This is a genomic window from Pseudomonas sp. B15(2017) (assembly GCF_002113215.1).
Taxonomy (GTDB): domain Bacteria; phylum Pseudomonadota; class Gammaproteobacteria; order Pseudomonadales; family Pseudomonadaceae; genus Aquipseudomonas.
Window position 1 is genome coordinate 43,411 of sequence record NZ_NEJZ01000018.1, and the last position, 12,566, is coordinate 55,976.

Below are 12,566 nucleotides of genomic sequence, written 5' to 3' on the forward strand. Positions count from 1 at the left end.
GAGCGCGTCGAAGGCTCCGTCCGTCAGGGCAATTTTCAAGCCGATTGAATTTTTGACGCGCCAGGCCTCTCTGCTGCAGTAGAGGCGAGTGACTGAGCGTCCTGCCAATCGATCGAGAATATTGCCATGACTGTCCTGACACGCCTGCAAGATGAATCTGCCCAATCGCAACCGCTCGACTCACTGGGTGAGTGGCGGCGTATCCATGAAGCGCTGTTGTCCGATGAAGATACTCAGCCCCTGGCGCAGGCCTTTTTGCAGCACCATCTGAAAAGCGCCGCGCAATTGAAGGAAGAACTGCCGACCGATCCGGCGCTCTGGCATGCCTGGGTGGCGCAGCACTGTGCCGATGTTGCCCGGCAATATGCCGACTACCTGCAACAACGCAAAGCGGGAGGAGCGCGGCAGTTTTTCAGTTGCAAGGCTCATGCGCTGTATTTTCTGCAAGCGGTGGCGCCGACCAAACTGGTCGACGGCGCCTGGCTTTACGGCTTGCTGGGACAGTGGCGCGATCCGCGATTCAGCACTCTGATCAGCACCTATCTTGAAGAATTGGGCGAGGGCAATCCGGCGCAGAATCACGTGGTGATCTACCGGCAATTGCTCGCCGAACACGGTCTGGAACCTGGCAGCCCGCTGCCTGACGAACGTTACCTGCAAGGCGCGCTGCAATTGGCCCTCGGCGCCTGCGGCATGGATTTTCTGCCAGAGGTGATCGGTTACAACCTTGGCTACGAGCAATTGCCACTGCACCTGTTGATCAGCAGCTACGAACTGAGTGAGCTGGGGATCGATCCTTACTATTTCACCCTGCACGTCACCATCGACAACGCCAGTACCGGCCATGCGCAGAAAGCCGTTCAGGCCGTGCTTGATCTGCTGCCTCTGGAGGCTGATCGCAGCGATTTCCTGCGTCGGGTCTCGCTGGGCTATCGACTCAATGACCTGGGACAGGGCAGCCGCGCAATCATCGAGGGGTTCGACCTGGAGCGCGAGTTGTTGGCGATGCTTGAGCGCAAGTGTCCGTTCGCTCAGCACATGCACTCCGACTATTGCCGCTTCGAAGGCAAGACCGTCAATCAATGGCTGGCCGACCCGCAGCAGTTGTCCGGCTTCCTGCAAGCCATGCAGAACAAGGGCTGGATCAAGCGCCACGAAGATCCACAGGGCAGTCGCTTCTGGCAATTGATCGATGGCGATGGTGCGGCGATGTTCGGCGTGTTCAGCGCTTATGAAAAACAACTGGTACACGACTGGATTGCCGGTGACTGGATTTCTGCGGACAAACCCGTCGCGTTCCGCCGCCGCCCCTCGGCCCCTGCGCCGATCGAGGTGCCTGAACAGGACCCCGATGTGCAGCGACTGAATGCGGCACTGCCGGGACAGGACGCGCACACCCAAATCGCGACGTTGATCCCCTGGCTTGCGCCGGCCCGGCACGCACATCCGGCCGGGCTGCTCGCTACTCGTCGTTTCATCCAACTCAAATCCGGCCAGCGTTAAGGAATCATCAATGAATCAGGAAGAACAACTGACCGCCAACGACCTTGTGCTGCTGCAACTGGGTAGGCGCCTGCAGGCCGACGGCTATCGTTTCATCACCCCGACGCCGCTGACCCATCAACGGGTCAACCAGCGCGACGAAGGGCAGGCCGCCGATTGCCTGCGGGATGTATTCGGATGGTCGCGCCCGTTCGAACCGGGCCTGCTGTCTGCCGATGAACAGCGGCAATTGCAGGACGCCCAAGTGATCGATCAGTTCGACGGGCGCTTGAAGAGCCGCGTGCGCTGGTCGAGCCTGGATGACCTGCTTTTCGTGCATTCCGGATTTCCAACCGATGCCGCCGATTCGGTGTTCTTCGGCCCGGACACCTATCGCTTTGCCCAACTGATCCACAGCCATTTGCAGCAGAACTTTGCGCCCATCCACCGTGCGGTGGATATCGGTTGCGGCGCCGGAGTCGGCGCGATCCTGATTGGCCGAGCTCGGCGAGAAGCGCAAGTGCTGGCCGTCGATATCAATCCCGCCGCGTTGCGCCTGACCACGATCAACGCGGCGCTGGCTGAAGTGGCCAATGTCGAAGTGCGTGCCAGCGATGTGCTGCAAGGTGTCGACGGCGAGTTCGACCTGATCGTCGCCAACCCGCCCTACATGGCCGATCCGGCCGGGCGAGCTTACCGCCACGGTGGCGGAACACTGGGGGCGGGGCTGTCACTGCGGATCGTCGAACAGGCGCTCAATCGCCTGAGCCCCGGCGGCTCGTTGCTGCTGTATACCGGTGTGGCGATGGTCGATGGCCGTGATCCCTTCCTCGATACCGTATTGCCACGGCTGGATGAAAAACGCTTCGCCTGGACCTATCGCGAACTCGATCCCGATGTGTTTGGTGAAGAATTGCTCAATCCAGGTTATCAGCGCGTCGACCGGATTGCCGTGGTAGCACTGACTGTGACTCGAACTGGCTGAAACAAGGCAGGTGCAGGATGAGCAGGAATCTCGACGACTACAACCGGATGCGCGACTTTTCGGCGACCTCTGAACCGTCGGCCGACCGCCGCCGGGGCAAGAAATCGGCCGGCGATCATGCCCTGCAATTCTGCATTCAAAAGCACGACGCCTCGCACCTGCATTACGACTTTCGCCTGGAACTCGACGGCGCACTCAAGAGCTGGGCGGTGCCCAAGGGGCCGTCGCTGGATCCCAAGGTCAAGCGGCTGGCGGTGCACGTCGAGGATCATCCGCTGGACTATGCGACCTTCGAGGGCAGCATTCCCGAGGGGCATTACGGCGCTGGCGATGTGATCGTCTGGGATCGCGGCGTTTGGATTCCGCTGGAAGACCCCGAGAAGGCCTACGCCAAGGGCAAGCTCAAATTCGAACTGCAAGGCGAGAAGCTCGCCGGGGTGTGGAATCTGGTGCGCACTCACATGCCGGGCAAGAAAGAGCAGTGGTTCCTGATCAAGCATCAGGACAGTGCCGCGCGCCCGCAAAGCGACTACGACGTGCTGGTCGCCGAGCCCGACAGCGTGCTCAGTGAACGCACGATCGTCGACAAACCCCGCCTCAGTGCAAAACAGGTCAAGCCATTGAAGGTTTCGTCGAAAGCTGTGCGCAAACCGGCCTCAGACAAACTCGCCGGCGCGCACAAGGCCAATATCCCCGCGCAGCTCAAACCGCAACTGGCCACCCTGGTAGAGAGCGCGCCGCAAGGGGATTGGCAATACGAGATCAAGTTCGACGGCTACCGGATCATGGCGCGCATCGATCATGGAGAGGTGCAGTTGTTCACTCGCAATGGGCATGACTGGACGCACAAATTGCCGAAACAGGCGCAAGCCCTTGCGGCGCTGGGCCTGGAATCGGCGTGGCTTGACGGTGAGATGGTCGTTGCCGACGCAGACGGCGTGCCGGATTTTCAGGCCCTGCAAAACGCGTTCGATTCCGGGCGCAGCGAAAACATCCTCTATTACCTGTTCGATGTGCCGTATCTCAACGGCGTCGATCTGCGTGAGGTGCCGGTGCAGGAACGACGCGCAGCGCTGGCCACGGTGCTGAAAGCCCATGAAGATCCGCTGCTGCGCTTTTCCGAAGCGTTCGACGAAACCCCGCAGGCATTGCTTAACAGCGCTTGCCAGATGCGCATGGAAGGCTTGATCGGTAAACGTCTAGGCTCACCTTACGTGTCGCGCCGCAGCAGTGACTGGATCAAGCTCAAGTGCAAGCACCGCCAGGAATTCGTGATCGTCGGTTACACCGATCCGAAAGGCGCGCGCAGTGCGTTCGGCGCATTGCTGCTGGGTCTGCATGATCGTGACAGCGGCGAGTTGCGGTACGCCGGCAAGGTCGGCACCGGATTCAATGAAACCACCCTCAAGAGCATCCTTGCCCGGCTCAAACCGCTGCGGGTGAAGAAACCGGCGGTGGCCAATCCGCCCACGGGTTTCGAAGCCAAGGGGGTGCACTGGCTCAAGCCGAGTCTGCTGGCGGAAGTGGCGTTTGCCGAAATGACTCAGGACGGCTCGGTGCGCCACGCCGTGTTCCATGGCTTGCGCGAGGACAAACCGGCCAAGGACATCACCGAGGAGCGCGCCAGACCGATGAAAACGTCAAAGGCCCAATCAACCGCGCCGTCCCAATCCGGCCTGGCCGACGGCAAGGTGCGGATCACTCACCCCGACCGGGTGATCGACGCCAGCAGCGGCACCACCAAAATGCAACTGGCCGAGTATTACGCCAGCGTTGCCGAATGGATTCTGCCGCAGCTCAAGGATCGCCCGGTGGCGCTGGTGCGTGCGCCGGACGGTATCGGCGGTGAGCTGTTCTTCCAGAAGAACGCCGAAAACCTGGCGATCCCCGGCATCCGCACGCTGGACAAGGAGCTGACCGGCCAGCCGGTGATGCTGATCAACAACGCCGAAGCCTTGATTGGCGCGGTGCAGATGAGCACGGTCGAACTGCACACCTGGAACGCCACCACGGTGGATCTGGACAAGCCCGACCGCTTTGTCCTGGACCTCGACCCGGACCCGGCGCTGCCGTGGAAAAGCATGGTCGAAGCCACGGCGCTGACCCTGACCGTGCTCGATGAACTGGGCCTCAAGGCGTTCCTCAAGACCAGTGGCGGCAAGGGCATCCATTTGGTAGTGCCGTTGACCCGCAAGCATGGCTGGGACGAGGTCAAGGATTTCAGCCACGCCATCGTCACTCACATGGCGAAGTTGTTGCCGGAGCGTTTTTCTGCGGTGTCCGGGCCGAAAAATCGGGTGGGGCGGATCTTTATCGATTACCTGCGCAACGGTCTGGGCGCCACCACCATTTGTGCCTACGCGGCCCGTACTCGCGAAAGGTTGCCGGTGTCGGTGCCGCTGTTTCGTGACGAAGTGGGCGAGATCAAGGGCGCCGATCAATGGAACGTGCGCAACGTTCACGAACGGCTCGCGGAGGTGGGCGATGAGCCTTGGGCGCAGATGAAGAAAACCCGGCAGAGCATCACGGCCGAGATGCGCAAGCGGGTGGGCATGAAAAAGTGATCAAGTGCCGCGCAGCAAGTCGTGAGCGTTGAGCAGATCGAACGCCACTTGCGGATTGTTTTCCAGGCCACGGCGGATGGCGGCCGGAATGGTTTTGCGGGTTTTTCGGCAGAGCCCCGCCAGCTCTTCGACCTCGATCTCGATGCCGCCTCGCACCGTCCGCACTTCACCGAACTTCGGTGCGATCAGCACGCGAATCCCCAGCTGATCGAACATCTTGCCTTGCAGACGCTCAAGATCGGCGAGGTCTTTGAGGTTTTCCAGACGCTCTAGCAGACGCTTCTCCTCCTCGCGGGTCAGCAGCAGGATGCGCACATCCGCGCCGGGTGTATCCAGCAACGGATCGCGCCCGCAGATGCATAGACCCGGCGGGCAAGGAGAGCGGAGGGAGGCGGAAATCGTCATGGCCTCCATCATAGAGGCCCTCAGACGGTTTTGCCCATGGTGGTTCGACAGCCGTCCATCGGCAGTGCAGACCATCGGCAGGAAACAACGGTGGCGGATCCGTCAGCCACGATCATCGGACGTGCCGTGGTTACTGCGACAGACCTTCGTAGTGAACCAGGATGGCATTGGCCAGCTCTTCATCGCTGGCGTTCAGGCCAGGATTGTCCTGACGCACCTGTTGCAGCACCGATTCCAGGTACACGCCACGGATCGTTCCGCCGCTGGCGACGAATGCGGACAAGTCGTCACGGGCCGGAATCACCATTTTGTGATCCTTGAAGGTCGAATACAGCGAAGCTGAAACCCCCGCCGAAGTGGCGACATCCCCTGCGTCCACGCGAGCAAGGGCCGAGCCGAACGGCAGGCACAGCATGAGAGACGAAACGAGTAATAAACGGCGCATGACGGTGTTCCTCCAGCAGCGTAAAGCGAAAAGGAAGTACCACATAATGTGAGAGGTGCCGGACAGCACGGGAGTTCCGTACGCCGGGCCCGGCGGTAGCGAGCGAGAACGAGAAGTGCTGCACAGTCCTCGTTTTTACCGGATGTAACGACACACCCTGCGACGCTCTAAAGCGGCGGATTCACGCAAATAGGCTTAACTGAAGCGTTGAAAGGCGCCGCGTGGCGCGACCAGAGAGGAAATCACGGTGTCGATCAAACTGCGTTTGGTGTTGCTGATTGCGACCAGCCTGCTGACGGCGTTGATCGTGAGCCTGGTCAGTTACGTCGGCAATCAGCGGATGGCGTCGGCGGTCAGTGACAACGCGGTCAGCATGAGCGCGCTGCGCAACCACATGGAAGCCGACATGATGCACGACGCCCTGCGTGCCGATGTGTATTCGGCGATGCTGGTGGGGCTGGGCAAAAGCACGAGTTCGGCGGACGAGGTGCGCCGTTCGGTTGAGGAGCATGCGGCGCATTTTCGCGAGGTGCTGGGTGACAACCTCAAGCTGCCGCTCAATCCGACGATCAGGTCCGGGCTGGAGCAGATCAAGCCCAGCCTCGATACCTACATCAGCGCCGGCGAGCAGATCGTCGGCCTTGCACTGGAAAACCCGGACAGCGCCCAGCAGCATCTGGGCACCTTCAGCACCGCATTCAGCCAGCTCGAAGAACAGATGGCCTCCCTCAGCGAACTGATCGAAACCAATACCCGGCAGACCAGCGAAGGCACCGGGGCGGCGATCCGCAACGCCAATGTCGCACTCGCTATCGTCCTGATCGCCAGCCTGTTGCTGCTGTTGGCCCAGGGTCGCTGGGTGATCCTGAGCATCATGGGGCCGTTGAAATCCGCCAGCCGCATCGCCGAAAGCATCGCCCACGGCAACCTCAGCGAACCGATCGCCGAACCGTCCGGCAAGGACGAAGCCAGTGCGCTGATCCGCACGCTGGCCACCATGCAGCACGACCTGCGGGACATGATTGACGTGGTGCGACGCAACGCTCACGGCGTCAGTGGCATGAGTGAACAACTGAGCCACGGCTGCCATCAGGTGGCCGACAGCAGCCAGCAGCAAAGTACCGCCGCCGGCACAATGGCGGCCGCCGCGAGTCAGATGACCGCCAGCATCGAGGAAATCACCCGCCACGCAGAGCGCGCACTGGACATGGCCAGCCAGGCCGAATCACTGGCGAAAAACGGCGGGCAGGTGATTCATCAGGTGGTCAGCGACATGGACGACATTGCGCGATCCGCCCAGCAATCGGCGCAGGTGATCCGCACCCTGGATCAGGAATCCGAAGGGATCTTCAACATCATCCAGGTGATCAAGAGCATCGCCGACCAGACCAACCTGCTGGCGCTCAATGCGGCGATCGAGGCGGCCCGGGCGGGTGAACAGGGCAGGGGCTTTGCGGTGGTGGCCGATGAGGTGCGCAGTCTGGCGGCGCGCACCAGCGCCTCGACCCAGGAAATCGCCGCGATGGTCGCGCGCATCCAGAACAGCACCCGCGAGGCCGTCAGCAGCATGGAGGCCGGTGTTGCACAGGTCGACAAGGGCATGGCCGTCACCGCCGACGTCGAACGCGCCATCCGCGAAATCCTCGACGCCACCCTGAGCACCACGCAACTGGTCAACGACATCACTCGCACCATCGGCGAACAGAGCCAGGCGAGCAACGAGATTGCCCATCAGGTGGAAATGATTGCGGGCATGTCGGAGGGAAACAGCAAGGTGATCGGTCAGACGGCCACTACCACGGATGAGCTGTCGAACCTGGCGGGGCAGTTGGCGCAGTCGGTGGATCGGTTTCGGTTGTGAGGAGTTTCCGACTGCACAACTGAGTGGTGCCGAGACCCGATTTGTAACAGGTGAAAGTCCGGGTGCCGGATTGGAAGAGGCTGTCAAACAGCTGAAAGGCTTAAGCCAGAGCCGCTGACGGGGTCATGTTCGGGCGCTGTCTGCCGATAAGTCCTTGAACGGATAAAGACTATCGAGTCGCGAACAGACGCGCGGGTTTGCCATGACGTGATATTCTTCGCGCCACTTGTTTTGACCCCATTCAGTCGGGCGCGCTATTCGGCGGGCCAGGCAGAACCCCTGTCGCTCAAGTAGCTGAAGCCAATAATGATAAAAAGTCAGTTCAGAAGGGACATATAACTGAGGTCGACGCAGCCAGTCGGCCTTGTGTGCCCACCCGTCAAAATTGAAGTGTGTCGGAACCCGCGACGCTGGCCTGAGTGTCGCGAAAAAGGGGGAACGCATACGCACAACAGCGGCGGGCGGAAGGCGTTTTATCATAGGTGCAACAGATGTTTAAAAAAGTGAACACAGCCTTGCTGGGGCTGGCTTTGGCGATGGGGATGTCGTCCGCCAATGCCGAAGAAGCAAAGAAAGTCGACGTCCTGCTGATCGGCGGCGGCATCATGAGCACCACCCTGGGTGTGTGGATCAATGAGCTGGAACCGACCTGGTCGATGGAGATGGTCGAGCGCCTCGACGGCGTCGCCCTCGAAAGCTCCAACGGCTGGAACAACGCCGGTACCGGTCACTCCGCACTCGCCGAGCTGAACTACACCCCGGAAGACGACAAGGGCAACGTCACGATCCCGAAAGCTGTCGAGATCAACGAAGCGTTCCAGGTCTCCCGCCAGTTCTGGGCCTGGCAGGTTCGTCAAGGCGTCCTGAAAGACCCTCGTTCGTTCATCAACACCACTCCGCACATGAGCTTCGTGTGGGGCGATGACAACATCAAGTTCCTGAAAAAGCGCTACGAAGCCCTGCAAGCGAGCCCGCTGTTCGCCGGCATGCAGTACTCCGAAGACCCGGCTGTGATCAAGAAGTGGGTTCCGCTGATGATGGAAGGGCGTGACCCGAACCAGAAAATCGCGGCCACCTGGAGCCCGCTGGGCACCGACATGAACTTCGGCGAAATCACCCGCCAGTTCGCCGGTTACCTGCAGACCAAGCCTAACTTCAGCATGAAGCTGTCGAGCGAAGTCCAGGACATCACCAAAAACGCCGATGGCACCTGGCGCGTCAGCTACAAAAACCTGAAAGACGGTACCAAGACTGAAACCGACGCCAAGTTCGTGTTCATCGGCGCCGGCGGCGGTGCACTGCACCTGCTGCAGAAGTCCGGTATCGAAGAAGCCAAGGAATACGCTGGCTTCCCGGTAGGCGGCTCGTTCCTGGTGACCGATAACCCGGCCATCGCCGAACAGCACCTGGCCAAGGCCTACGGTAAAGCTTCGGTTGGCGCGCCTCCGATGTCCGTTCCGCACTTGGACACCCGTGTCCTGGACGGCAAGCGCGTCATCCTGTTTGGCCCGTTCGCGACTTTCAGCACCAAGTTCCTGAAGGAAGGTTCGTACCTGGACCTGCTGACCAGCACCACCACCCACAACATCTGGCCGATGACCAAGGTCGGCATCAAGGAATACCCGCTGGTCGAGTACCTTGCCGGTCAATTGATGCTGTCGGATGAAGACCGTCTGAACGCGCTGAAGGAATACTTCCCGAACGCCAAGGCTGAAGACTGGCGCCTGTGGCAAGCCGGCCAGCGCGTGCAAATCATCAAGCGTGATGAAGCCGCTGGCGGCGTGCTGAAACTGGGCACCGAAATCGTTGCTTCCAAGGACGGCTCAATTGCCGGTCTGCTGGGCGCATCCCCAGGCGCGTCGACCGCTGCACCGATCATGCTGAGCGTGCTGCAGAAAGTCTTCAAAGACAAAGTCGCCAGCCCTGAGTGGCAAGCCAAGCTGCACCAGATCGTTCCAAGCTACGGCACCCAGCTGAACAACGATCCGGCCAAAGTGGCTGAAGAGTGGGCCTACACCGCCAAGATCCTGCAACTGCCAACCCCTCCGGTGATTGGCCAGGCTGCAGCTCCAGCGGCGGACGCCTCGGCTGAAAAAGCCCCGGCTCCAAAAGAAAGCGCTGCACGTGACATGGCTCTGTAACCAGACGCCTGACACACGAAGCCCACTGAACCGGTGACGGTCAGTGGGCTTTTTTGTGTCCGGGGATCAGGCTTTGGCGGCGGCCAGGTACGCCCCCAGACGCCGTCCCATCTCTTCGCCCAAGGCTTGCAGCCCACTCAACGGCCGCACCATCACCTCGAACTCGACAATCTTGCCCTGTTCATCGAAACGGATCATGTCGATGCCCTTGAGCTCCTTCGCGCCGACTTTGGCGCTGAACTCGAGCACCACATTCAGGCCATCGGCCGTCGCCAGTTCACGGTGGTATTTGAAGTCTTCAAACACCTCGAACACGGTATTGAGGATCATCGAGACCACCGGTGCGCCGGGGTAAGGCGTGTGGGCCATCGGCGAACGGAATACCGCTTTGGGGTCGAGCAGCTCCGGCAGGGCCTTGAGGTTGCCGGTGCGGATCATCTCGTGCCAGCGGTGCAGGGATTCGGCAACGTGGGGGTGCAGGTTCAGATCGGACATGGTTTCACTCCTGTATTTTTGTTGTTCTTGGCGCGGCGCCCATGACTCTAGATCAAAGCGGCACAATGGAAACCCTCTGTACTGATCTGAATATCGACCCATGCGCCGGGCCGATCCATCTGATCCGCTTTTTCCTGTCGGATCTGCGTCTGTAACCATCTCAGCCACGGGCCCAGAATAGCCCTGCCGTTCGGCCACACGCGACGCGCTTCATTCCGGAGCGCCCGGTGCGCCGGACATTCAGTAATCAGGAGGCCTTCATGGCTAAGATGGCGATTTTCCTCGGCGGCTTTCTTGTGTTGACCATCATGATCGGCGTTCTTGCCACGATTTCTCCGGTTTGACGATCAGTCGTCGAAGTGCGACTTGCAGCGCTGTTCGAGGTTTGCGGATGACACCGGATCAAGGCGCGCCGAACAGCATCGTCCAGTAAACCCCTTCATCACTGCGCGCCTCACTGGCAAACCCGGCGCCGACCTGGGTGAACATCGGGTTCATCAGGTTGGCGCAGTGTCCGGGGCTGGCCAGCCAGCCGGCCATGGCCTTGCCCGGTGAGCTTTGCCCGGCGGCGATGTTTTCGCCGATCTGCCGGCCACGGTAACCGGCCGCCCGGGCGCGATCTGCCGGGCCGTCGCCGTCCGGGTCGCGGTGTGCGAAGTAGTTGCCGTAGGCCATGGCCTTGCTGTGGCCCTGGGCGGCGGCGCCGAGCGCCGGGTTCCAGCTCAAGGGCCGGGCGGCGGCGAAGCGCTGGCGACCGCACATGCGCGGGCGGGCGCGCGCGGCGTTGACCTCGGCCAGCAAGGCCTTGCCGACGTTGCGGTTGTCGCCGACGCGACTGTCGAGCACTGGCCGGGCCAGCACCACTTGCCATTCACTGCGTGCGCGGCTGATGCCGATGTCGGCGTATTGACCGTCGAGCAACGCGCCACAGTAATCGTCTTGCAGCATTTCGAATGCCTCTTCGGCGTCCTGCGCACCGACGATCCGGATGCTGCGCACCGCCACGGCCGCGTAGCCGGAATCCTTCAATCGTTCGCGCAGTCCACCGCCGTAGCCATAGCCGACCGGCAACGCCAGGTTTGACTTCAGCGTCAGCGGCGCGAGCCGTTGGGCCGGGCGTCGGTCACAACGTTGCGGATGGGCGCGGTAGTCGTTGATGGCGGCCACCAATTGGCGCTCGGCGCCGGCGTGGGCAGGGGGAGAAAGCAGGGGAGAAAGAATCAACAGGCACAGAGAAACGAAGCGAGACGAACGTACGGCGTGGCGCATGGGACGCAAAGCTCTGAAAAGGACAACGCTGAAGGGAAGTGAACCGCAGAACGCGGCGCGGGTAGGACTGGCCTTTTTGCACTTGGTTCACCCGTCAGCAGCGGGTTTCAACGGCTGCCGACGAAGTGCTCAGCGATTCAACACATCCTCGATCCATTGCAGGTATTGCGGCCGTTCGGAAATCGAATTGTGTGCCGAATCCGCCACCACTTTGAGCGTGGCCACACCGTCGGGAAAACTGTGCAGCAGGCGTTCGGTGCTGGCCCGTGGAATCACCTCGTCATCGCTCGCTGCCAGCAACAGCGTTGGCACGCGGATGTGCGCCGCGTACTGGCCTGACCGGAAACGATCCTTGAGCAACCACTGCACCGGTACCCACGGGTATTGGCGGGCGGCGATTTCTTCGAGGCTGTTGTAGGGCGTGACCAGAATCAGCCGCGCCACCGGCCGCTGGCTGGCCAGCCGCACCGCGACCCCGGAACCGAGGCTGCGCCCCAGCAGCGCGATCTGTGAATGACTGGCATACACCTGATCGAACAGCGCCAGCGCGTCCCCGGCGATCGCCTCTTCGGAGGGCGAACCGCCGCTGCCGCCAAAACCCCGGTAATGCAGCAAATACAACGAATAGTCAGGGAACGCCTCGGAAAACTCCGGCAGGTTGCGCGAAACGTCCTCGGCATTTCCGCCGAAGTAGATCAGCGCTTTGGCTCCGGAGCGCTCGCGCATCGTCACGCGGATCTCGGCGTCGGGCATGTTCAGCGTCAACCGTGAATCCGGTGACTCCACGCTGGCGGGCTGGGGGAAATAGATCAGCGCCCGCTGAAATACGAACAGCGCCGCGCACAGGATCAAGTACAAGGCGACGATCAATGCGACGAGTGACAACAAGGTTCTGGACATTCGACTAACTTTAACCGGG

The 12,566-nt window shown here is 61.2% G+C and carries 10 protein-coding genes and 1 pseudogene; 6 read left to right on the top strand and 5 right to left on the bottom strand.

From position 1 onward, the window contains the following. The first annotated feature begins 126 nt into the window (after positions 1-126). Genes CAF73_RS23480 through ligD form a run of 3 tightly spaced genes read left to right on the top strand, consistent with a single transcriptional unit; the run spans position 127 to position 5,031 of the window. Positions 127-1,503, top strand: a complete 1,377-nt coding sequence (locus CAF73_RS23480) for an iron-containing redox enzyme family protein (protein ID WP_085704136.1) — start codon at positions 127-129, stop codon at positions 1,501-1,503. A gap of 10 nt (positions 1,504-1,513) precedes the next feature. After that, positions 1,514-2,467, top strand: a complete 954-nt coding sequence (locus CAF73_RS23485; protein WP_085704141.1) for a class I SAM-dependent methyltransferase — start codon at positions 1,514-1,516, stop codon at positions 2,465-2,467. A 17-nt stretch (positions 2,468-2,484) separates the two neighbouring features. After that, a complete protein-coding gene (ligD, locus tag CAF73_RS23490; protein ID WP_085704144.1) occupies positions 2,485-5,031 on the top strand; it encodes a DNA ligase D in 2,547 nt (848 codons plus the stop codon). Here the strand turns inward: ligD and CAF73_RS23495 are convergent, their stop codons facing one another. Both CAF73_RS23495 and CAF73_RS23500 read right to left on the bottom strand, forming a co-directional pair. Then, positions 5,032-5,436: a hypothetical protein gene (locus CAF73_RS23495; RefSeq protein ID WP_176247761.1), complete on the bottom strand. Its 405-nt coding sequence runs from the start codon at positions 5,434-5,436 to the stop codon at positions 5,032-5,034. It lies immediately after the preceding gene. A 130-nt stretch (positions 5,437-5,566) separates the two neighbouring features. Next, on the bottom strand, positions 5,567-5,881 hold the full coding sequence (locus tag CAF73_RS23500; protein WP_085698689.1) for a DUF2388 domain-containing protein: 315 nt from the start codon (positions 5,879-5,881) through the stop codon (positions 5,567-5,569). 247 nt (positions 5,882-6,128) lie between these two features. Between CAF73_RS23500 and CAF73_RS30830 the strand changes: the two are divergent. The 3 genes and pseudogenes from CAF73_RS30830 to mqo form a co-directional block, all read left to right on the top strand. After that, positions 6,129-6,887: pseudogene (locus tag CAF73_RS30830) on the top strand (MCP four helix bundle domain-containing protein); the annotation flags it as partial. Positions 6,888-7,016: 129 nt separating this feature from the next. After that, positions 7,017-7,742: a methyl-accepting chemotaxis protein gene (locus CAF73_RS30835; protein WP_371918982.1), complete on the top strand. Its 726-nt coding sequence runs from the start codon at positions 7,017-7,019 to the stop codon at positions 7,740-7,742. A 491-nt stretch (positions 7,743-8,233) separates the two neighbouring features. Next, the gene (gene mqo, locus CAF73_RS23510; protein ID WP_007957153.1) at positions 8,234-9,883 is read left to right on the top strand and encodes a malate dehydrogenase (quinone); all 1,650 of its coding nucleotides are present in this window, start codon (positions 8,234-8,236) and stop codon (positions 9,881-9,883) included. Between the two features lie 66 nt (positions 9,884-9,949). Here the strand turns inward: mqo and CAF73_RS23515 are convergent, their stop codons facing one another. The 3 genes from CAF73_RS23515 to CAF73_RS23530 all read right to left on the bottom strand — a co-directional run bounded on the left by CAF73_RS23515 (position 9,950) and on the right by CAF73_RS23530 (position 12,547). Next, a complete protein-coding gene (locus CAF73_RS23515; protein WP_085704153.1) occupies positions 9,950-10,378 on the bottom strand; it encodes a nuclear transport factor 2 family protein in 429 nt (142 codons plus the stop codon). 402 nt (positions 10,379-10,780) lie between these two features. Further along, entirely contained in the window at positions 10,781-11,647 is an 867-nt protein-coding gene (locus CAF73_RS23525; RefSeq protein WP_085704155.1) for a CAP domain-containing protein, read from the bottom strand. Positions 11,648-11,776: 129 nt separating this feature from the next. Beyond that, positions 11,777-12,547, bottom strand: coding sequence for an alpha/beta hydrolase (locus tag CAF73_RS23530; protein ID WP_085704158.1), 771 nt, complete (start codon positions 12,545-12,547; stop codon positions 11,777-11,779). Positions 12,548-12,566 lie beyond the last annotated feature (19 nt).